The organism is Kitasatospora sp. NPDC036993, assembly GCF_055607525.1.
In genome coordinates this window covers 108,255-129,475 of sequence record NZ_JBVJRP010000001.1, presented here as the reverse complement: position 1 = coordinate 129,475, position 21,221 = coordinate 108,255, and the positions used below count along the sequence as shown (strand labels likewise).

At 73.5% G+C, this 21,221-nt stretch carries 17 protein-coding genes, 1 tRNA gene and 1 riboswitch; of the genes, 9 read left to right on the top strand and 9 right to left on the bottom strand.

What is annotated here, in order from left to right; translation table 11 throughout:
* Positions 1-16 precede the first annotated feature (16 nt).
* The 4 genes from ACZ7C5_RS00605 (at position 17) to ACZ7C5_RS00590 (ending at position 4,389) form a co-directional block, all read left to right on the top strand.
* Positions 17-568, top strand: coding sequence for a flavodoxin family protein (locus ACZ7C5_RS00605; RefSeq protein ID WP_470321623.1), 552 nt, complete (start codon positions 17-19; stop codon positions 566-568).
* Between the two features lie 317 nt (positions 569-885).
* Entirely contained in the window at positions 886-2,049 is a 1,164-nt protein-coding gene (locus ACZ7C5_RS00600; protein ID WP_401080795.1) for an LPXTG cell wall anchor domain-containing protein, read from the top strand.
* A gap of 155 nt (positions 2,050-2,204) precedes the next feature.
* Positions 2,205-3,434 (top strand): hypothetical protein, encoded by a 1,230-nt coding sequence (locus ACZ7C5_RS00595; RefSeq protein ID WP_401080792.1) that lies wholly within the window; start codon positions 2,205-2,207, stop codon positions 3,432-3,434.
* A 181-nt stretch (positions 3,435-3,615) separates the two neighbouring features.
* Positions 3,616-4,389 (top strand): MerR family transcriptional regulator, encoded by a 774-nt coding sequence (locus tag ACZ7C5_RS00590; RefSeq protein ID WP_470321622.1) that lies wholly within the window; start codon positions 3,616-3,618, stop codon positions 4,387-4,389.
* A 22-nt stretch (positions 4,390-4,411) separates the two neighbouring features.
* On the opposite strand, the gene ACZ7C5_RS00585 is transcribed toward ACZ7C5_RS00590, so the two are convergent.
* Positions 4,412-5,545: a helix-turn-helix domain-containing protein gene (locus ACZ7C5_RS00585; RefSeq protein ID WP_470321621.1), complete on the bottom strand. Its 1,134-nt coding sequence runs from the start codon at positions 5,543-5,545 to the stop codon at positions 4,412-4,414.
* A 235-nt stretch (positions 5,546-5,780) separates the two neighbouring features.
* Here ACZ7C5_RS00585 and ACZ7C5_RS00580 point away from each other — a divergent pair, with 235 nt between their 5' ends.
* Both ACZ7C5_RS00580 and ACZ7C5_RS00575 read left to right on the top strand, forming a co-directional pair.
* The gene (locus tag ACZ7C5_RS00580) at positions 5,781-6,458 is read left to right on the top strand and encodes a SigE family RNA polymerase sigma factor (RefSeq protein ID WP_223243802.1); all 678 of its coding nucleotides are present in this window, start codon (positions 5,781-5,783) and stop codon (positions 6,456-6,458) included.
* Positions 6,455-7,903, top strand: a complete 1,449-nt coding sequence (locus ACZ7C5_RS00575) for a hypothetical protein (protein ID WP_470321620.1) — start codon at positions 6,455-6,457, stop codon at positions 7,901-7,903. Before ACZ7C5_RS00580 ends, ACZ7C5_RS00575 begins: the two co-directional genes overlap by 4 nt.
* Positions 7,904-8,171: 268 nt before the next feature.
* On the opposite strand, the gene ACZ7C5_RS00570 is transcribed toward ACZ7C5_RS00575, so the two are convergent.
* Positions 8,172-9,671 (bottom strand): aminopeptidase P family protein, encoded by a 1,500-nt coding sequence (locus ACZ7C5_RS00570; RefSeq protein ID WP_470321619.1) that lies wholly within the window; start codon positions 9,669-9,671, stop codon positions 8,172-8,174.
* A 180-nt stretch (positions 9,672-9,851) separates the two neighbouring features.
* The gene (locus ACZ7C5_RS00565) at positions 9,852-11,318 is read right to left on the bottom strand and encodes a PP2C family protein-serine/threonine phosphatase (protein WP_470321618.1); all 1,467 of its coding nucleotides are present in this window, start codon (positions 11,316-11,318) and stop codon (positions 9,852-9,854) included.
* Positions 11,319-11,935: 617 nt separating this feature from the next.
* Here ACZ7C5_RS00565 and ACZ7C5_RS00560 point away from each other — a divergent pair.
* Positions 11,936-12,571 carry a bifunctional DNA primase/polymerase gene (locus ACZ7C5_RS00560; RefSeq protein ID WP_401080774.1) on the top strand — a complete coding sequence of 212 codons (636 nt, stop codon included), beginning with the start codon at positions 11,936-11,938 and terminating at the stop codon, positions 12,569-12,571.
* A 215-nt stretch (positions 12,572-12,786) separates the two neighbouring features.
* Here the strand turns inward: ACZ7C5_RS00560 and ACZ7C5_RS00555 are convergent, their stop codons facing one another.
* The 4 genes from ACZ7C5_RS00555 to ACZ7C5_RS00540 form a co-directional block, all read right to left on the bottom strand.
* Positions 12,787-13,770: a DUF5926 family protein gene (locus ACZ7C5_RS00555; RefSeq protein WP_188295056.1), complete on the bottom strand. Its 984-nt coding sequence runs from the start codon at positions 13,768-13,770 to the stop codon at positions 12,787-12,789.
* 69 nt (positions 13,771-13,839) lie between these two features.
* Positions 13,840-14,424 (bottom strand): ATP-binding protein, encoded by a 585-nt coding sequence (locus ACZ7C5_RS00550; RefSeq protein WP_470321617.1) that lies wholly within the window; start codon positions 14,422-14,424, stop codon positions 13,840-13,842.
* 271 nt (positions 14,425-14,695) lie between these two features.
* The gene (locus ACZ7C5_RS00545; protein ID WP_401080772.1) at positions 14,696-15,520 is read right to left on the bottom strand and encodes a glycerophosphodiester phosphodiesterase; all 825 of its coding nucleotides are present in this window, start codon (positions 15,518-15,520) and stop codon (positions 14,696-14,698) included.
* A gap of 160 nt (positions 15,521-15,680) precedes the next feature.
* Positions 15,681-17,114: a purine-cytosine permease family protein gene (locus ACZ7C5_RS00540; protein WP_401080770.1), complete on the bottom strand. Its 1,434-nt coding sequence runs from the start codon at positions 17,112-17,114 to the stop codon at positions 15,681-15,683.
* A riboswitch (TPP riboswitch) is annotated at positions 17,107-17,251 on the bottom strand. (Overlaps the previous gene by 8 nt.)
* 208 nt (positions 17,252-17,459) lie before the next feature.
* Here ACZ7C5_RS00540 and ACZ7C5_RS00535 point away from each other — a divergent pair.
* Both ACZ7C5_RS00535 and ACZ7C5_RS00530 read left to right on the top strand, forming a co-directional pair.
* Positions 17,460-19,238, top strand: coding sequence for a S1C family serine protease (locus tag ACZ7C5_RS00535; RefSeq protein WP_401080767.1), 1,779 nt, complete (start codon positions 17,460-17,462; stop codon positions 19,236-19,238).
* 63 nt (positions 19,239-19,301) lie between these two features.
* Positions 19,302-19,389: transfer RNA gene (locus ACZ7C5_RS00530), tRNA-Ser, on the top strand.
* A 139-nt stretch (positions 19,390-19,528) separates the two neighbouring features.
* Here the strand turns inward: ACZ7C5_RS00530 and ACZ7C5_RS00525 are convergent.
* Together ACZ7C5_RS00525 and ACZ7C5_RS00520 are read right to left on the bottom strand one after the other, a co-directional pair.
* Positions 19,529-20,908 (bottom strand): tyrosine-type recombinase/integrase, encoded by a 1,380-nt coding sequence (locus ACZ7C5_RS00525; RefSeq protein WP_470321616.1) that lies wholly within the window; start codon positions 20,906-20,908, stop codon positions 19,529-19,531.
* 58 nt (positions 20,909-20,966) lie between these two features.
* A complete protein-coding gene (locus ACZ7C5_RS00520; RefSeq protein WP_470321615.1) occupies positions 20,967-21,161 on the bottom strand; it encodes a helix-turn-helix transcriptional regulator in 195 nt (64 codons plus the stop codon).
* Positions 21,162-21,221: the final 60 nt, after the last annotated feature.

Sequence of the window (21,221 nt, the reverse complement as noted above, 5' to 3'; positions counted from 1 at the left end):
GTCGACCGACGCCCAGGTGTCGCGCCGTTTCCTGTTCCTCGACGCCAGTGCGCGCCCCGACGGCAACTCGGTCCGACTCGCCCGGCTGGCCGCCGAGTCGAGCCTGCCGGCCGGTGCCGAGCAGCGCTGGCTGCGGCTGGACGACCACCCGCTGCCGCCCTTCCGGGACCTCCGGCACACCGGTGACGGCGGCTACCCGGAACCGGTCGGCCACGGGCGGACACTGCTGGACGCCACCCTGGCGGCCACCGACCTGGTCTTCGTCGCGCCGCTGTACTGGTACTCGCTGCCGACCGGCGCCAAGCTCTACCTCGACCACTGGCTGGGGTGGATGGGGGTGCCCGGGCTGGACTTCCTCGCCCGGATGGGCGGCAGCACGCTCTGGGGGGTCACCGCCCTCGCCGCCGCCGACGGCAAGGCCGGACCGCTGGTCGACAGCCTCCGGCTGACCGCCGAGTACATGGGGATGCGCTGGGGCGGGGTGCTGCTCGGCAACGGCTCCCGCCCGGGCGAGGTGCTGGACGACGAGCGGGCGGTCGTCGCGGCCGAGTCCTTCTTCGCGGGCTGACTCCGCGGGCCGCCCCCGGCAGGCCCGGCGCCGCACATCCGCCGCGCGCCGCCGGGGCGCGCGGCACCGCCCCACGGGCTTGTACCCGTCACTCGCCGGTCATCTTTCGGTAAAACGCAAAAGCCTTGTGATCGGCCAGAGTTGGACGATTCGGACAGGCCTTCTCGGTATCCTCGCCACAGCGTGCCACCCGCCTTCCGGACCGGTCGGATCGTTCGGTACTCTCCGTCGCACTTTCAACTTCGCGGGGGGTACGCGGCGTCTGAGGCCGCCCTCTCGCGCCCGGGCCTCGCCCGGACACTTCCGTGAGGTCTCCCTTGTCCATACGTCGCAGTCTTGCCCTTGCCGGCGCCGCCGCGCTCGCATCCTCACTCGTGCTGGCCGGCGCCCAGGGCGCCATGGCCGTCGGCACCACCGGCACCCCGTCCGCCGTCGCGCCGCAGGCCGACAAGGCGTCGCACGCGAGCCTCGACCTCTCGCTGAACGGCGTGCCCGGCACCTTCATCGCCGGCGGCGACGCCCGCGAGTTCACGTTCAAGATCGACAACCGGACGAAGCACGACTTCGTCTTCATCCCGCTGCTCAAGTTCAAGAACAAGGCGGGCTCGCTCCAGGCGAAGGACCTCAAGGTCCAGTACCGGCTGCCCGGCGGAGAGTGGCAGACCGCGGTGGTCGCCCCCGACCAGAGCGGCGAGAAGAACGACTCCGTCCTGATGATGCTCGGCACCCTCGACGCGGCCGGAAACCCGGTCGCCGACGACCTGCTCGGGGTGAACCGGGGCAAGAACGTCCCGATCAAGGTCCGGGCCTCCTTCGCCGACGGCGCCCCGCTCGGCCGGGCCGGTGTCGTCCCGGTCGTCTTCGCCGCCGAGCTCGACGACACCACCCACCAGCCGGTCGACAACGGCCACCTCAGCTGCGACGGCGGCGTGGGCTTCGTCATCAAGGCGCACGGCGGCAAGCCGAGCCCGACGCCCACCGCGACGAACACCGGCAAGCCCAGCCCGACGCCGACCCAGACCGGCAAGCCCAGCCCGACCGCGAGCAGCTCCCCGTCGGCCACCGCGACCGCCACCTCCACCGCGACGCCGACGGAGAAGCCGACCGAGACGCCCACCGGCAAGCCGACCGAGACCCCGACCGAGAAGCCCACCGAGAAGCCCACCGAGAAGCCGACTGAGAAGCCGGCCACCGGTGAGCCCTCCGGATCCGCCACCACCCCGGCCCCGGCCGAGAGCAGCGGCGACACCGCGGGCCCGATCGACTTCCCGGTGGAGCCCCCGGTCATCACCCCGCCGCCGCTGACCCCGGCCGCCGTGGACAAGGCCAAGGCCGCCGCCGACGGCAGCGACAAGGCCCTGGCCACGACCGGTGGCGGTGACCACACCACCGCGATCGCGGCCACCGGCGGCGCCGTCCTGCTGGCCGGTGTCGGCACCCTCGTGGTGCTGCGCCGCCGCAAGGCCGGTCCGCAGGGCTGAACCGGGGCGCGCCGAACCGAGGCGCGCTGAGCAGTAGCGCACCTCCCGTGCCGCCCGCACCGTCCACCGGACGGAACCGCGGGCGGCACGGGCGGTTCGCCTCCGTCACATAGGATGTCCGGCCGGAGGGGGCGGAACGGCGGGGAGAGAAACAGGTGCGGGAAGCGCGCACGGCACGGGCCACCACCGATTACGAGTCGGCGACCGGGCGAATAGCGGGACTCCCGCTGCGGAGGCACCACGTCCTGCTGGCCGGCTGGACGGTGCTCTGGTTCTTCCTGGTCGAGCCCAGCGGCGGATTCTCCTGGCACTACCTGCGTCAGGGCGAGCAGCTGCTCTTCAGCGGCCAGTCCGACGGCGGCCTGTCGCTGTACGCCCACCACCCGGAGCTCCAGATCGGCCCGGTCAGCCTCGCGGCGGCCCGGCTCACCGCCCCGTTCGCCCCGCACACCGGCGAGCTGATCGCCGAGGCGGTGAGCGTCGGGCTCGGCCTGGTGATGCTGGTCGTGGTCGGCCGCACGGCCGCCCTGTACTACCTCGGCACCGGGATCAACCACCGCCGGCTCCAGCAGCGCCTGCTGATCGCCGGGCTGGCGTTCATCCCGATGTGGGTCGAGGTCTCGGTCCGCTTCGCGCACCTGGACGACGTCCTCGCGCTGTTCTTCACCACCCTCGCCGCGCACGCCCTGGCCCGCGGCAAGCCCACCCAGGTCGCGGTCTTCCTCGCGCTGGCCGTGGACTCCAAGCCCTGGGCGATCGCCTTCGCCCCGCTGATCCTGGCGCTGCCCCGGCCCGCCTGGCTGCGCGCCGCGCTCTGGTTCTGCGCCCTGGTGGCGATCGCCTGGCTGCCGTTCTACCTGGGCAACCTGGACACCATGGCGGCCGCCAAGTTCACCATCCCGAACCAGCCCGCCTCCGCGCTGCGCTGGTTCGGGGTCACCGACCCGGCCACCCCCTGGTGGGACCGCCCGGCCCAGTTCGCGCTCGGCATCGGGCTCGGCTGCTTCGCCGTCTGGCGCGGCCGCTGGCCGGCCGTGGTGCTGCTGGGCGCGGACGCCCGCATCCTGCTCGACCCGAGCGTCTACACCTACTACACGGCCTCGATCCTGCTCGGCACCCTGCTCTGGGACGCGGTCGGGCAGAAGCGGCTCGTCCCGTGGTGGAGCTGGATCGCGCTGGCCGCGCTGTACGGCGGCACGCTGCTCCTCCCGTCCGACTCGGCCCGCGGCCTCGTCCGGCTCGCCTTCGTGGTGGTCTCCGCCGCGTACGTGCTGTTCTGGCCCACCCAGCGCTCCCGCCGCCGGGGCGGACCGGGCGACGGCGGGGGTGCCGGGCGCCGGGGCGGCCGGCGGCGCGAACGGGAGCCGGTGGGCGCCGGGGCCTGAACAGGGGGGCGCACCCGCGCCCGGCACCCGCGCCCCACCGCCGCCCCGCCCCACCGCCGCCCCGCCCCACCGCCGTCCTGCCCCGCCCCGCCCCGCGCCCTCGCCGGCCGCTCCGGGTACGGCTTGACCCTCACGCGACGTGAGAGCCGAGGGTGGTGGTCAGCACCAGGGAGGAACTCCGATGACCAGTGAGGGCTACTCGGTCGGCGCCGTGGCGAAGACCGCCAAGGTGACCGTCCGCACCCTGCACCACTACGACGAGATCGGCCTGCTGTCCCCCGCCGGCCGTACCCGGTCCGGCTACCGCCGGTACGTGGACGCCGACCTCGACCGGTTGCAGCAGATCCTCTTCTACCGAGAACTCGGGTTCCCCCTGGAGGAGATCGCGGCGATCCTGGACGACGAATCGGTCAGCCCGACCGAGCACCTCCGGCGGCAGCACCGGCTGCTCACCGACCGGATCGGTCACCTCCAGGAGCTCGCCGTAGCCGTCGAACACGCCATGGAGGCACGGAGAATGGGCATTCAGCTGACCCCGGAGGAGAAGTTCGAGATCTTCGGCGAGGGCTACCAGGAGGACTGGGAGCAGGAGGCCGAGCAGCGCTGGGGCGACACCGCCGCCTGGGCCGAGTCGCAGCGCAGGACCGGCGGCTACTCCAAGGCCGACTGGCAGCGGATCCAGGAGGAGATGACCGGGCTCGACGCCCGCCTGGCCGAGGCGCTCGCCGCCGGCGAGCCCGCCGACGGCACGGTGGCCACGGACCTCGCCGAGGAGCACCGGCAGCACATCTGCCGGAACTTCTACGACTGCACGTACACCATCCACCGCGGGCTGGCCGGGCTGTACGTCTCCGACCCGCGCTGGACCGAGGCCTACGAGAAGACCGCGCCGGGCCTGGCGCAGTGGCTGCACGACGCGATGCTCGCCAACGCGGACCGGCGCGAGGGTCGCTAGGCCCCACCGGGCGGCCCGCGGCTCAGGCCGCCCCGCGCCCGAACGAGCGCCGGTAGGCGGTCGGGGAGGTGCGCATCACCCGGCCGAAGTGGTGCCGGAGAGTCGCGGCGCTCTCGAAGCCGACCGCCGCGGCGATCTCCTCGACCGTCCCCTCCGGCGACTCCAGCAGCGGCAGACTGGCCGCGACGCGCTGGGTGACGACCCAGCGCATCGGGCTGGTCCCGTTGCGGGCGGTGAAGTGCCGGAGGTACGAGCGGTCCGACATCCGTGCGGCGCGGGCCAGTCGCGAGATGGTCAGCGGGGACGCCAGGTGGTCCAGCGCCCACCGCATGCTGCGGGCGACCCCGTCGTCCTCCTCCTCGACCGGGCGGACCGCGGCCTCGACGAACTGGGCCTGCCCGCCGTCCCGGTGCGGTGCCACCACGAAGCGGCGGGCCACCGTGTTGGCCACCTTGGCGCCGTGGTCCCGGCGGATCAGGTGCAGGCAGAGGTCGATGCCGGCCGCGCTGCCCGCGCTGGTGAGCACGTCGCCGTTGTCCACGTAGAGCACGTCGGGGTCGACCAGCACCGAGGGGTGGCGCTGCTGGAGCAGTTCGGCGTACCGCCAGTGGGTGGTCGCCTCCCGGCCGTCCAGCAGTCCGGCGGCGGCCAGCGCGAAGGCGCCCGAGCAGATCGACACGATCCGGGCGCCGCGCCCGTGCGCGGTGCGCAGCGCCTCGACCAGCCCGGGGGAGACTTCGCCGCCGAACGCGTTCGGCACCCCGGGGACCACCACGGTGTCGGCCGCGGCGAGTTCGTCCAGCCCGTGCCGGGCGGTCAGCGTGAAGCCGCCGACCGCCTCCAGCGCCGTCCCCGGCCGGTCGGCGCACACCTTCAGCCCGTACCAGGGCGTCGCCAGCAGTCCGGCCAGCTCCGGCCGCGCCAGCCCGAACACCTCGACCACCACCCCGAGTTCGAACGGTGCCATGCCGGGAAAGGCGTACACCGCGACGTCGTGCACGGGCTCGGGGCGCCGGCCGATGCCGACGGCCACCGGCCGCGACCCGGCGGTGCCCCCGGCCGTACCCGGGGCTCCGGCGTCCGCGCCCGGGGCTCCCCCGGCCGTACCGGGTGCGCGGGCGGCACCGACCGGGCCCTCGACGTTCTGCGCGGTCATGCGAACCCCCTGCTCACGGGTGGCGGAATGCCGGTGAGTGTAGCCGTCCCGACCGCTTCGGAAATTTCTTCGAACCCGCCTGCAACCTTCACTTCCGCCACACGTCCTTGGGTACGGGGGCGGAGAGGACCGGGCCGGGGGCGGCTGGGAGGATCCCCCCGATCACGATCTTGATCAGGTGACCTGACGGGGCCGGCGTGCGCCGTCACCGTCCCGGGGGAAAGCGGAATCGCACATGTCCATGGCCATCGGGCCGACTGCCGGGCAGACAGGGGGACGCGGCTTCTCCGTCCGGGGGATGGCCGCCGCGCTGTTCGGCGCGCAGGAGGCCGGCGAGCCGCTCGCCGGTGTCGTCACCGAGCAGGAGGCGAAGCAGCGCCGGTCCGGGTTCCGGCTGCTGCGCGGCGGCCGCAGGCCCGCCGAGGACCGGCCCACCCTGACCGACCTGTACCACGCCCACCGGCTCGGCCTGGTCCGGATGGCGGTCCTGCTGGTCGACCACCAGGACCTGGCCGAGGACGTCGTCCAGGAGGCCTTCACCCAGCTCTACCAGCGCCACGGCGAGGAGCTGGACGACCTCGACAACGCGCTCGGCTACCTGCGCACCTCGGTGGTCAACGGCGCCCGCTCGATGCTGCGCCGCCGCAAGACCGCCCGCGAGTACGTCCCGCCGCACGTGGCCGACGCCCCGTCCGCCGAGGACCACGCGGTGCTCAACGACGAGCACCGCCGGGTGCTCGTGGCCCTGCAGGAGTTGACTCCCCGCCAGCGTGAGGTGCTGGTGCTGCGCTACTGGTCCGACATGTCGGAGGCGCAGATCGCCGAGACCCTGGGGCTGTCCCGGGGCGCCGTGAAGTCCACCGCCAGCCGCGCTCTGGACGCCTTGGAAAAGCACCTGGAGAAGGTTCGATGACCGACAGACTCCCCCGCCGCATCGGCGGTGACGGCGACGGGCCGGCCGAGACGCCCACGGAACGGCTGCTCCGCGAGGCGATGACCGCCCGGGCCTCCAGGGTCACGGCGACCAGCCTGCGCCCGGCCGCTCCGCCGAAGAGCCGGATCCGCCGGCTGCGCCCGGTGTACGCGGTCACCGTGCCGCTCGGCCTGGCCGCCGCGATGGCGATCGGCGTGCTCACCTTCCACGGCGAGCCGGTCGCCCGGAACGAGGTCCCGCCGCCGGCCGCCACCCTGACCGGCTCGCCGAGCCCGGCTCCCGAGCCGACCGGCACGCCCAGCCCGACGGCCACCCCCACCGACCCGGGCACCCCCGGCGGCGAGCCCGTCACCGGGGCCCCGCTCGCCGATAACCCGCCGACCGGGGTCCCGCTCGCGGAGGGCTCCTCGCCCTCCGCCCCCAGGACCACCGGCCCTCCGGTGACCGGTGCGGCGAGCTCGTACACCCTCCGGGGCGTCAAGTTCAGGGTCCCGGCGGGCTGGAGGGCCGCGCCGGTCGCGGCCGACCGGGTCTGCGTGCTGAGCCCCGGCGCGCCGGCGGACCCGCAGCAGAACTGGTCGCAGTCGAAGTGCGAGCCGTACGGCGTGCTGGTCGTGGCCTACAACAGCGCGGAGGAGACCGAGGGCGGTGCCTGGCCCACGATGGCCGACCTGGGCTCCGAATCGGGCTGGGGCCACCAGCCGAACTGCCCGGTGTGGGGGCGCCCGTACACTCCCGCCGGCGGCTACTCCTCGGTCGGCGCCCCGGTGCTGACCAAGGACATCGTGGCCGGGAAGACGATCGACAAGACGCAGTGGCAGGTGACCTGCCGGCCCGGCGACACCTTCACGGCCCAGATGTGGGGGCTGAAGTCGGACCAGGTGTACGTCGTGGCGAACGGGCTGAAGGCCGAGTACCAGCCCGCCCTGGTCTCGATCCTGGACACCCTGGACGTCAGCGGCCACCAGCCGCCCACGTCGGCACAGGCGAACGCGAACGCCGTCACCGTCACCGTGGACGGCCTCGTCACGGGCCAGCAGGTGCCGAACGACGGAACCCCGACGACCTTCTCGGTCACCTTCAGGAACACCGGCAGGACCAACTATCCCCAGGTGACCCCGGTCGTGGTCGCCGAGTCGTACGCGGGCGGCCAGCCGACCGTGCGCGGCACCCTGGAGCGCCAGGACGGCACGGCCTGGACCCCGGTGGACCTCAACCGGCGTGCCGTGGGCAAGCCGGACGTCGAAGGGAGCTTCGCGCTGCCCGCCGGGCAGAGCGTGACGCTGAAGTACCGGATGAAGCTGACCAAGGAGGACGGCGCCGGGGTGATGCCGGTGGTCGCGGAGGCCCTGCTGATCCCCGCCGAGGGCGTGCCCGACGTCCTCGGCGAGCGCAGCGTCCCGCTGCGGGTGACCGCGAAGTAGCCTGCCGCGGGCCCTCGTCGAGGCGCCGTGACCTGTGGTTCTCCCCGGTCGCGGCGCCTTTCGGCGTTCCGGGGAAGGCCGCGGAGAACATCCCGGACCCGGCTGCCGGCCGCGACCCCACGGTGGGACGGACGTGGCGGCGGACCGGCGCCGATGACCGAGGGCCCGGCCTCCCACTGCTCGGGAGGCCGGGCCCTCTCGGCTGCCGGCGGCCGGGTGCCGGTTGCCGGCTGCCGGTTGTCAGGCGCCCGTTGTCAGCTGCCGGGGCTCAGGCGAGCGAGGCCATCCAGGCCTCGACGTCCTCGGAGCGGCGGGGCAGGCCGGCCGAGAGGTTCTCGTTGCCGTCGGCGGTGACCAGGATGTCGTCCTCGATCCGGACGCCGATGCCGCGGTACTCCTCCGGCACGGTCAGGTCGTCCTGCTGGAAGTACAGGCCGGGCTCGACGGTCAGCACCATGCCGGGCACCAGCAGCGCGTCGACGTGCTCCTCGCGGCGCGAGTGGGCGCAGTCGTGGACGTCCAGGCCGAGCATGTGGCCGGTGCCGTGTAGGGTCCAGCGGCGCTGGAGGCCGAGCTCCAGGACCTTCTCGACGTCGTACACCGAGGCGTCCAGCAGGCCCCAGGCGAGCAGCCGCTCGGCGAGGACGCGCTGCGAGGCCTCGTGGAAGTCGCGGAACCGGGCGCCGGGCTTCACCGCGGCGATGCCGGCCTCCTGGGCCTCGTACACCGCGTCGTAGATCGTGCGCTGGAGCTCGGTGAACCGGCCGTTGATCGGCAGGCTGCGGGTGACGTCGGCGGTGTAGAGGGTGTGGGTCTCCACGCCCGCGTCCAGCAGCAGCAGCTCGCCGGGACGCACGTCGCCGTCGTTGCGCACCCAGTGCAGGGTGGTGGCGTGCGGGCCGGCCGCGGCGATGGTGCCGTAGCCGACGTCGTTGCCCTCGACCCGGGCGCGGCGCCAGAAGGTGCCCTCGATCCAGCGCTCCGAGGTGCTGACGGCCTGGCCCAGCTCGCGGACCACGTCGGTGAAGCCCTTGACGGTGGCGTCGCAGGCGGCGCGCAGCTCGCCGATCTCCCACTCGTCCTTGACCAGCCGCAGGCCGCTCAGGAACTCCTTGAGCCCGGCGTCCCGGTCGGCGTCCAGGGCGTCGGCGAGCGCGTCCTCCAGGCCGGCGTCGTAGCCGCGGACGATCCGGGTCGGCACGGCGGAGTCCGCGGCCTTCGCGGCCAGCTCCTCGGCGGCCTTGCGGACGTCGCGGGCGGGCAGGCCGAGCAGCTGCTCCTGCTCGCTCAGGCTGTGCCGGCGGCCGACCCACAGCTCGCCGTTGCCGTCCAGCCAGAACTCGCCGTCCTCGCGGTTCGAGCGGGGCAGCAGGTAGAGCGTGAACTCGTGGCCGGCCGCGCCCGTCGGCTCGCCGACCAGCACCGCGTCCTCGGTCTGGTCACCGGTGAGGTGGACGTACTCGCTGGCGGCGCGGAAGGCGTAGTCGCAGTCGTTGGAGCGCACCCGCAGGTTGCCGGCCGGGACGACCAGACGCTCGCCGGGGAAGGCGGCGGACAGCTTGGCGCGGCGCTCGACCGCGTACGGGGCCTGGGCGACCGGGGCGAGGCCGTGCAGCTCGGTGTCGGCCCAGCCGGACTTCATCGAGTCGGCCAGCGCGTCGGAGATCTCGCCGTAGAGGCCGTTCTTGCGGCCCTTGGGCTGCTCGGCCTCCTCGCCGCCCTCGGCCTCGGGGTTCTCGGCCACCGCGGGGGTACGGTCCTCGGTCACGTGCAACGCCTCCTTGGGGGTGGTACCGCCGCCCCTCGGGGGAGGTGTCGGATCGCGACACGCGCGGGCGGCCGTGCGTCCATGGTACGGACGCCCGGCCGCTCGTCTGTTCGGGCCCGGTCGGAGCGGCCCGCGGGACGCCCCGGAGCGGGCTCCGGCCGGCCGGAGCCCGGCCCGGGCTCAGTCGAAGCGGGCCGCCAGCAGCATCAGGTCGTCGGTGTCCGCGCCGACGGCCTCCGGGGCCGGGCAGACGGCCAGCAGGTGGGCGCAGAGCCGGTCCGGGTCGATCCGCACGTCGCGCGGGGCGTCGGCGGCGGCCCGGCGCAGGTTGGCCTGCCCGGCGTGCAGGGTCGGGCCGCAGCGACGGGCCAGCCCCTCCGTGTAGAGCAGCAGGGTGTCGCCGCGCTCGGCGGTGAAGTCCACCCCGGGGGCCTCCCAGCAGGTCAGCATGCCGAGCGGGGCGGAGAGCGAGGTCTCCACGAACTCGGCGCCGTGCCGGCCGACCAGGACCGGCGGGCAGTGCCCGGCGCCGGCCAGGGTGATCCGGCGCTCCTCGGGCTCCACCCAGGCGTAGACGGCGGTGGCGGTGCGGGTCGGCTCGGTGGTCTTGAGCAGCAGCTCCAGGTCGCCCAGGACGGAGACCGGGTCCTCGCCCTCCAGCACCGCGTACGCCCGTAGCGCGGCCCTGATCCGGCCCATCGCGGCGGCCGCGCCGGGGGCGGAGCCGGGGCCCGCGCCGGGGCCGTCGCCGGAGACGGAGCCGACGGTGAGGCCGATGGTGCCGTCCGGCAGCGGGATCGCGTCGTACCAGTCGCTGCCGCTGGAGCGGTCCAGCCCGGCCGGGACGATCCGGGCGGCCAGCCGCAGCCCGGCCGCCTGGGGGAGCCGGTCCGGCAGCAGGCCGCGGCGCAGCGCCTCGGTGGTGCGCGAGATCCGGTCCGCCTCCAGTTGCTTGGCGAGCAGCGGGGAGGCGATCTCGCAGTAGTGGCGGGCGAGTTCGCGCTGGCACTCGGTCGGCTCGGCGGGCTCGTCGTAGAACCAGAGGGCGGCGGCCAGCGGGCCGTCCTCTGGGGTGGCGAGCGGCAGGCCGAAGGCGCCGCCGAAGCCGAGGTGGACGGCGAGTTCGCGCAGCCGGGCGCCGATGGCCGGGTCCTCGGCGAGGTCGCGGGAGTGCAGCTGGGCGGGCCGGTCCCGTTCGCGCAGCAGCCGGGCCAGCAGACTCTGCTCGGTCGGGACGGTCTCCAGGGCGCCGAGGCTGGCGCGGTCGAGGCCGTGGCCGACCGGCTGGCCGGGGCCGCCGCCGGGCAGCCTGGTGACCAGCATGCCGCGGCGGGCGCCGAGCAGGGCCGCGCCGGAGGCGAGGACGGTGTCCAGGGTGGCGGCCAGACCGCGGGTCCTGGCGAGCCGCTCGGTGTGCTCGTGCAGGCTGGTGATATCGGACAGACGTCCGGCCAAACGGTCCTGCACCGCGGCGGACTGCGCCGTGCGGTCGCCCGCCGAGCCGTCGTCCGTCGTGCCGTCCTGGGCGTCGGCGGGGCCGGTCCGTCCCGGCGGATCGAGGACGGTGAGCCCGCCTGCGCAGCCGGGCTCGCCCGGTTCGGCGGTCGTCGTCGAGGGGAGGGCCGTCGACGGGTGGGACTCGTTCATGCCGCCACTCCTGACGCGGTGCTACGTGCCATGCGAGACCCCCAGATAGGCCGATGTGGAGCGAGCACGGCCAAAGGGCGTGTTTCGCCTCGATTCGCTACTACTCGTCATTGATCGACAGCAATGCCACCACTTCTACACAGGCCATTCGGGGCATGTCCAGATCCAGGACGAGGCCGGTGCCCGGTTCCGCGTCCAGCGTGACCCGGCCGGGGGCGCGAGGGGGTCGTGCGCGCGCCGCACGGGCCCGGAGGCATGGAGCGGACCGCGAGCGGGCAGAACGGGGAGGACGGCCCGGGCGGCCGTCCGGATCGTATGTCCGTGCCGCCCGCGAGCCGGGCCGGCCGGAACTCTCTCACTCGTACGGTGGAACCAAGCGCGCCCGGGCGGCGTCCATCCGGTCGCGTACGGGATTCTCGTTCCAAGGGCTGTGCCGGTGCGCGGCCCTTCATGTCGTGCTCCACACCTGTTCCACGTCGTAGCCGCGCCGTCCGCCCAGCCGCCCCGCCCCGCCCCGCGCCGCCCGGGGCCCGCGCCGCGGCGGGCCCGCGCGGAGGATCCCGACGGACGCCGACGGGGCGGAGCGAAGCGAGCGGTCAGGGAAAGGAACGAGCGCCATGCGTGAGAACCCGAAGGACCGGTCGGAGAAACGCGCCGCCCGGCTGACCGCGGCCCTGACGGCCGCCGTCGACCACCGCTGGCCCGTGGTGCCGGGCGCCGTGCTGCGCGAGGGCTGCTGCTCCTGCGGCGACCCGGACTGCACCGTCCCCGGCGCCCACCCGCACGACCCCTCGCTGCTGGCCGCCACCACGGACGCCCGGATGGTGCGCTGGTGGTGGGAGCGGAAGAGCCCGGACGCACCGGTGATCGTCGCCACCGGCCCCACGGTCTCGGCGGTCAGCCTGCCCGCGGCGGCCGGTGCGCGGGCGCTGGTCTACCTGGGCGCGCTGCGGCTGCCGCTCGGTCCCGTGCTGGCGATGCCGGGCCGCTACGCACTGCTGGTGGCCCCGTACTCACTGGACGTGCTCGGTGAGATGCTCGCCCAACTCCCCTGGGTACCCGGGTCGTTGCGCTACCACGGGCCCGGCGGCTTCCTGTCGCTGCCGCCCGGCGGCGCGGCCGGGCCGGTGCGCTGGGTGCTGGCCCCGCGGCCGGGCGCCGGCGGCGGGGTCTGGCTGCCGCAGGTCGGGCCGCTGCTGGGGGAGTTGGTGGAGGCGACGGTCCGGTTGAACCACGGACGTTCGGCCTACTGAGGATCACCGGAACCGGGTCTGCATCGGGGCCGTCCACCGGGGTGTTACGGAAAACAAAAGATCCGGCCGCTGGCGACGGGGGATGCACCAGCGGCCGGACTCTTTAGACAGTAACAAGGATCCGCGCCCGCGCCAATTTCCAAGACGCCCTCCACGCCCGGAAATTGCGCGTTCAGCGCGACAATGTGACGCGTATCACGCGGATCCTGCGCGCTTTAGTTCAGGGTGACCTGACGGTTCACCAGGTTCGCGCGGGAGCGCCGCTCCTCGGCGGTCAGCGGGGTTCCGTCGGCGAGTACGGCGACGAGCCGCTCGGCGAACTCGGCGGCCGGCTTCTCGCAGTCGGCGGCGGTCATCGTGAGCGGGAGGTCCCACACCGGGACGGTCAGGCCGTGCGCGCGGAAGGAGCCGACCAGGCGGGTGTCCTGGCCGAGCGAGGCCTCGCCGGCCGCGTTCAGCCGGGCCAGCGCGTCCAGCAGCTGCTCCTCCGGCACGGTCATCACCCAGCGCAGGTGGTTCTTGTCCGGGGTGCCGCACCAGTAGGCGGCGTCGACGCCGGCGAGCTTCTCGGTCGGGATGGCCGAGGCGTTGGCGCGCTCCAGGGAGGCGGCGACCTCACCGGTGGCGGACTCGGCGTCCTCCAGCCAGAACTCGAATCCGGTGTGCACCACGGGCTCGAACCCGGCGGTGGTGTCCAGCAGGTCCTGGAGGCGGCGGCCGCCGGGGACGGTCCGGCGGGCCGGCACCGGGCTGCCGGGCTCGGTGGCCAGGGCCAGCTCCAGGGCGTCCGCGAGGTCGCGGCTGAGGTCGCCGGAGGCGGACTGGGTCTGGAGGCCGAGCAGCACCGAGCCGTCCTGGCGGCGCAGGGCCGGCCAGGCCAGCGGCAGCACGGTGGCCAGCGTCACCGACGGGACGTCGCCGCTCGCGCCCTCGGCCACCCCGGCGGCCAGCTTCAGCGGCACCGTGGCGGCGGGCACCAGCTCGCGCAGCGCCACCCAGTCGGCCTCGCCGGGCAGGCCCTCGAACGGGCGCTGCACCAGCTCCTGCACCGCGTGGGAGGCCTCCCGGCCGTGACACGCCTTGTACCGGCGGCCCGAGCCGCAGGGGCAGTCCTCCCGGGCCCCGACCACGGGGATCTCGCCCGTGACGGCGGTGGTGGACTGGCGCTGCGGCGCCTTCTTGGCGGCCTTCTTGCCCATGGTGCGGCTCTCCCGGGAACGGTGGTCCTGTGTTCCGGGAAGCCTAACGACACATTCCCCGGGCCCGGCTCACGCGCTACGGGCATCGCCTCCGGTGCGCCGGGCGTGCCGGGCTCTGGCGGGCAGCGCCGCCCAGACCGTGACCTCGCCGGGCGCGTCGCGCACGCCCCAGTCGCCGGCCAGCTGGTCGACGATGCTCAGGCCCCGGCCGCCGCGCGAGGTCAGCGACGGGCTCGCGGGCAGCGGCCGGGTGGCCGCCCCGCCGTCGGTGACCTCCAGGGTGAGCACTCCGTCGGCGTGGATCTGCCAGCGGACCAGCACCCCGCCGGCCGGCTCGGCCGGGCCCTCGGCGGGCTCCCGGCCGCCCGGTGCGGCGTGCGCCCCGGACGGGACGCCGACCAGCACCTGCCCGAGCACCTCGGCCTTGGCGCTGCGGCCCAGGGCCGGCAGCGGGCCGAGCGGACGGGCGTACCGACAGGCATTGCTCAACAGCTCGGAAAGGATCAGAACAGCATCATCGATGACCGGTTCCGGTATCTGCCGGTCACCCAGATCTCGACGCAGTCGGCGCCGTGCGACCCCGACACTCGCTGGGCCGTGCGGCACTGCCATGGTCGATGAAGTCGGCACTTCACGCGCCACCATCAACGCCACCCCCGGACCTCCTTCAGCGTATGCCGAGGGAGAGATGCCCCTTGGTAATGCGTCGGAAACGAGCACCGGACGATCCCGCGAGCCCATTTCGAGCGAAGCGACCGAAGGTGGACATCAGGTCATTCCGTGCTCACCCTCTGTCGCTCGCGCGCAAGAATTCCGGCAATTTCGTGCGAGGAAGGTTTGACTGCTGACCAGAGCGATCAGTCTGCTGCGGTGTGGCGCCGGGCGTGATGCCGGGTACGGCCGTGGGTACGGTGCCTGCGCCCGCTCACCGGCCGAGCTGCGCCAGCACCTCCGCGGGCCGGTTGGTGATGATCGCGGACACCCCCAGCTCCAGGCAGAGCTCGACGTCGGCCGGCTCGTCCACCGTCCACACGTGCACCTCGTGCCCGAGTTCGCGCAGCCGGGTCACCAGCTGCGGGCGGGCCCGGACCAGCTCGATGCCGGGGCCGGCGATCCGGGCCCCGCCCGGCAGCGGCGAGTCCGCGCGCAGCCGGCCGAGCAGCGGCAGCGTCCGCTCGAACAGGAAGACCCGCCGGAACCCGGGCGCGGTGGCGGCCACCCGGTTCAGCGCGACCGAGGAGAAGCTCATGATCCGGGCGGACGGGCGGTCGCCCTCCGGGGTCGCGCCGATCTTGAACCGCTCCAGCGTCCGCAGCAGCTCGGCCTCCACCCGGCCGCGGAAGCGCACCGGGTGCTTGGTCTCGATCGCCAGGTCCACCGGGCGGCCGCACTCCACCACCAGCTCCAGCAGGCGCTCCAGCCGCAGCACCCCGCGCAGCTCGGGGTCGGTGCTGGGGCGGCCGGTCTTCCAGGCGCCGAAGTCGTACGCCTCCAGCTCGGCGAGGGTCATGGCCGAAACGGTGCCCCGGCCGTTGGAGACCCGGCCGATCCGGCGGTCGTGCACGCAGACCAGCGCGCCGTCGGCGGTGACCCGGACGTCGCACTCCAGCGCGTCCGCGCCTTCGTCGAGCGCGCGCCGGTAGGCCGCGAGGGTGTGCTCGGGCAGCGCGTGGGAGGAACCGCGGTGGGCGATCACCTGGACGGGCGGCACGGTGCGCGCCGCCGTCGAGGACAGGTCTGGGCTGGTCACAGGGCCAACGATAGGCGGCGGAAGTGACGCGCAGACCAAGACGGCCCCAACCTGTGGGGCCGTCTTCGGGCGGTGGTGGCGCTGCCGGCCCCGGCGGTCGTGGCCGCTCCCGGGGGGCCCGGCAGACCCCGGTGAGCGCCGCCGGTGGCAGCCCCCGGCGTCAGCGCGCGGCGCGGCGGGTGAGCGGGGTGAGCGCCCAGGTGGCCAGGGCCGGCACCAGGAAGGCGAACAGCGAGGCCGAGGTCCACTCCTGCGGGGTGAAGTGCAGTGCCTCCCGGGCGGAGGTCCAGAAGTCCGTCCACCAGTCGGCCACCCCGGTCGGCGCGATGAGCTGGTAGACCGCGAAGCCCAGCGTCCACGGCAGCAGCATCAGCCAGCGGGACGGCGCGTCGGCGGAGAGGTTCCAGCCGTGGCGTCCGGCGCCGAAGAAGTAGTCCACCGCCAGCACGGCCAGCAGCGGAACGAACACCGAGCCGATCAGGCCGAGGAAGTTGCTGTAGGTGTCGGTGAACTGGTCGATCCGCAGCGCCAGCACGGTGGTCAGCACGCCGATCGCGCCGGAGAGCACCCGGCGGTCCGCCCTCGGCAGCAGGTTCTGCACCGACATCGCGGTCGAGTACACGTTGGCGAAGGACTGGTCCGTCTCGCGCAGCACCAGCACCAGCAGGAACAGCCAGCCGGCCCAGACCCCGAGGAAGGAGTCGAAGATCCGGTTCGGGTCGCCGTCCGACTGGAGCAGCGCCATCAGGCCGAGCACGTAGCACCAGACCTGGGCGATGGTGTAGCCGGAGAAGCTGCCCCAGAACGCCGAGCGCGGGGTGCGCGAGTGCCGGGTGTAGTCGGCGGCCAGCGGGACGAAGGAGACCGACATCGCGATCATCGCGTCGGTGGCGCCCAGGAAGCCGTGCCAGTTGCCGGCGCCCGGGTCCGGCACGCCCTGGCGGCCCAGCTGGACGGTGAGGTACACCATCGCCACCGCGACCGCCCCGGCCACGAAGCGGCGCAGCACCGCGATCGAGCCCAGCGGCCAGATCGTCAGCGCGGTGGTCAGCGCGCCCGCGAGCAGGACGAACAGCCAGCGGTAGCCGGTGGTGTGCGCGACGGTCTGCGCGCCCGCCGAGATGGTCAGCAGCTCGAACACGCCCCAGCCGACGCACTGCACGATGTTCAGCACCGTCGGCAGGTACGACAGCCGGGTGCCGAACAGCCCGCGCAGGTTCGCCATCGCGGGGGCGCCGGTGCGGGCGCCGATCAGCGCGGCCACGCCGAGCATCGCGGTGCCGACCGCCGTACCGACCACGATCGCCGTCACCGCGGCGGCCAGCGACAGCTCGCTGCCGGGGGCGCCGAGCACGGTGGCGGCGGTGGTGAAGCCGATCAGGCTGACGCCCAGGTTCATCCAGAGCGCGAAGTGGTCCCGGAAGCGCAGCGTGCGCGGCGGCTCGGTGTCCAGGACCAGCGGTGCCTCGACGTGCTGCGCGGGGCGCTCCAGGACGGCGGCGGCCGCCGGACCGGGGAGACCCTCGGACGCGGGATCGGGGAAACCCTTGGACGCGGGTGCGCCCGAAGAAGAGGATGGCGAAGCAGGCGGCATGGCCGATACTCCCTACGCCGGCATTACCCGGACAGGTTCCGGCGGTCAGCGCCCCCTCGAACGTCCGTCACTCCGGTGGCGTACGGTCGACATGCGCACTCTCAGCCTGGTGGGTCCAAGCTCCCGCGTGTCAGTTTGGAGCGACAGGCTAACCGGGACGGGGGCGAACGCCCAAGGCCGAAGGACGTGGGGTCCGCATCGCGGGACGTCCGGCGGGGGAGGGGAGCCCCGGCCGTCGGCACCGGCTAAGGATTCTTATGAGTTCTTCAGAGGGGTCCTTACGGCAATCGAATCGACTGTGCGAAAAACTATGGTCCTTGGTTCTGTCAGCTATGGAGGTCGTCCGTGAGCACTGAGCGCGAGGTTGGGCCCACCGGGCCGCAGGGGGAGCAGCCCGCCGGCCAGGGGGCGGCCGAGGCCGTTTCCGAAGGCCCCGCTCAGGGCGGGCACAACCCGACGATGGCCTTCCGGCGGGTGCCCGAGCCGGAGGCCGCGGAGGCCGTCGCGCCCGTCGAGGCCGCGCCCGTCGACGCCGTACCGGTGGAGGGCGGGCACAAGCCCACCGTCGCCTTCACCAAGGTCCCCGCGCCGGAGGCCCCCGTGGCGCCCGCCGCCGAGGAACCGGCCGTCGACCCGGCCACCGGCTACATCGACGCGCCGCCGCCGGTGCTGCCGCCCGCCCCGCAGGCCCCGGCGGCCCCCGTCGCGCCCGCGGCACCGGCCCTGCCGCCGGCCGCCAACCCGTACGCCACCCCGACCCACGGCGTCCCCGCCGCCGGTGCGCACGAGGGGTACGGCGCCGCCGCGCACGAGGGGTACGGTGCGGCCCCGGTCGCTCCCGGCGGTCCCGCCGCGCACGGCCACCACCCCTTCGGTGCCGGCCAGCCGCTCGGCGGCTGGGGCCCGACCCACGACTCCACCGCCGGCGGCGCGGGCTACCCCGGCGCGCCGGCGGGTCCGCTCGGCTACCCCGGTGCTCCGGGCGGCCCCGGCGGTCCGCGCAAGAAGGGCAGCCGTCTGGTCGGCCTGATCGCGGCCGTCGCCCTGGTCGCCGGTGTGGCCGGCGGCGCGCTCGGCGTGAGCGTCGCCGACCGCGCCGACCGCAACACCGCCGCGGACGACCACCGCAGCACCACCGTCCAGGCCAGCGACACCCAGAAGAACGAGCCGGCCCCCGGCTCGATCGCCGCCATCGCGCAGAAGGCGCTGCCCAGCGTCGTCACCATCAAGGCGCAGGGCAACGGCGAGTCGGGCACCGGCACCGGCTTCGTCTTCGACACCGAGGGTCACATCCTCACCAACAACCACGTGGTCGCGCCGACCCTCAGCGGCGGCAAACTGACCGTCAAGTTCGCCGACGGCAGCTCCTACAACGCCTCGGTGCTGGGTCACGCCGAGGGCTACGACGTCGCCGTGATCAAGATCGACAACCCGCCCAAGAGCAAGCTGACCCCGCTGCCGCTGGCCGACTCCGACAAGGTCAACGTCGGCGACGCCACCGTCGCGATCGGTGCGCCGTACGGCCTGGAGTCCACCGTCACCAGCGGCATCATCAGCGCCAAGGACCGTCCGGTGGCCTCCGGCGACGAGACCGGCTCGCAGGCCTCGTACATGAACGCCCTCCAGACCGACGCCTCGATCAACCCCGGCAACTCCGGTGGCCCGCTGCTCGATTCGGGCGGCGCGGTGATCGGCATCAACTCGGCGATCCAGTCCAACGCCTCCGCCAACGGCCGGGCCGGCAGCATCGGCCTGGGCTTCGCCATCCCGATCAACCAGGCCAAGTGGGTCGCCGACACCCTGATCAAGACCGGCAAGCCGGTCTACGCCAAGCTCGACGTGCTGCGCAACGACGACTACAAGGGCGACGGCGCGCAGATCCAGACCAAGGACATCCAGGGCCAGCCCGCCGTCACCCCCGGCGGCGCGGCCGACAAGGCCGGCCTCAAGCCGGGCGACGTCATCACCAAGCTCGGCGGCGTCCCGATCGACAACGGCCCCGCCCTGGTCAGCCGGATCTGGACGCACAAGCCCGGCGAGACCGTCGACGTCGAGTACACCCGCAACGGCCAGACCCTCAACACCAAGGTCACCCTCGGCCAGCGCGAGGGCGACCAGCCGTGACCGCCGGCCGCACGGAATCGTGTGCGCCGAACCCCGCCGGACCCGTTAGGCTGACCTCCGCCTGGAGAGCTGCCCGAGCGGCCTAAGGGAACAGTCTTGAAAACTGTCGTGCGGTGACCCCGTACCGTGGGTTCGAATCCCACGCTCTCCGCCGGTAGGAGAACCACCTGCTCAGGGCGGGTATTGGCTAGCAGCCGATACCCGCCCTTCTCCATTCCGTCCCGGGGTTGTCCCACCCGAGTCCCGGTGGTTTCCAGTGTGTGTGGAACATCCGTGGAACGGATCGGCGCCTACTCCTCGCCGTATTCCTGGTCCAAGAACTGCTCGATCAGGGCGTTCGAGCGGTCCTTCCGGCCGTCGAGCACCTTGGCGTAGAACTTGAAGAGCACCGTGATGCTGTGGCCGGCGCGGTGGGCGACCTCAGCCGGGTCGACGCCGGCCGCGAGCCACCCGGACACGCAGGTGGCCCGCAGGTCGTACGGGACGTCGGCGAACGGGGTCTTCACCTGTTCGGGGGTGAGCGCCAACTCCCGGGCCTTCTTCCAGACTTCTGAGGTCTCCTTCGTGCTGAGCAGCCCGCCCCTGGCCGCCTGGAACAGGCGCCCGTCAAGGCCCAGTCCGAACTCGTCCACGTGCTCGCGCAGCATCCGGACGAACACCGGCGGGATCGGGACATCCCGGGTCGCCGTGCGGGCGCGGTGCTTCAGGCCGCGCTCCTCATGCGACTGCCCGTCGTCGGTCCACCGTGACCCGACCCGGGGCGAGCTGCCGGGCGCCACGATGAGGCCCCACCCCGTCTTCGGGAGCGTGCAGTCCGCCAGCCGGAGGTTGGTGACCTCCGCCGGGCGGGTGGCGGCCCAGTTGATGCAGCCGTAGTACGTGGCCAGATGGCGCCCGCGTCGACCAAGCGTCCGGACCGCCTCGATCAGTTCCCGCGCTTGCCGTGGGCCCGGAACGAACCGGAAGTCGATCTCATCGTCCGTCTCCGGCGGGTCCCACTTCACGGACTTCAGCGGGTTGGCCGTGAGGAGCTTTCGCTCGATCGCGTACCCGATCGCACCGCTGAGGGTGGAGTACTTGCGGTTGATGGTGTTGTCCGCCGCGCGCTTCCCATCCAGCTTCAAGGTGATGGCCGTCAGAGCCTGCCGGAGGGTGTCTGAGTCCTCCAACTGTGAGACGGGCACCGACTTTTGGGCGAGCCAGCCGAGCGCCTCCGCGAACTTCGCCGGGGTCTCTCCCTGGTGCTTGGAGAAGTTGAACGCCCAACACGAGAGGGCCGTCCGCAGTACGGGCGCGGGTGGAGAGCCACGGTGATCGGTGACGAGCGCCGGGGTGATGGTGGCGAGTCCGTCCGCCAGTGCGGAGCGTTCCTTCCCGGACAAGTCCGGCCACATGACCTCGGCGTACTTCTTCGCATGCTCGAACCACGACACCTGAGCCTGCTGCCGCATCAGCGCCCTCAGCTCCGAGGCTGGCAAACCCGTGTCGGTGTCGAACTGCTCGCCGTTGTTGATCGCGGTCAGCAGCTTGGCGCGGCGGCCGTCCGCGAGGGTCTTCGTGGCGAAAGTGCGAGAGTGTGGACTCTTACCGACCCGCCACCGCAACTGGTGAGGCTTCCGTCCCCGCTTGAGATCGCGGAGCTTGTAGATCTGCACATCGAACGTGAGCACGTGATCTCCCGGTGATGGGCCCCGGCGGTGGCCGGGGCCCGGACGTGATGGCGGTCGGTCAGGCGGCGGAGGACTGCTCCTGCGCGGCCCACCAGGCGTCGAGGTCCGACCGGCGGACGCGGATCTGGCCGTTGGGGAGCTTCAGGAGTTTCGGTGCCGCTCCCCGAGCGACCATCCGGTAGAAGGCGGAGCGGGACATGTCCAGCTCTTCGAGCACGGCGGCGAGCTTCAGCTTCTGGTCCTGCGCAGCCACGGTGGCGCCTCCAACGGCGAGTTGTGAGAGGAATGCGCCGCACAGGGGCGGTGAGACAGG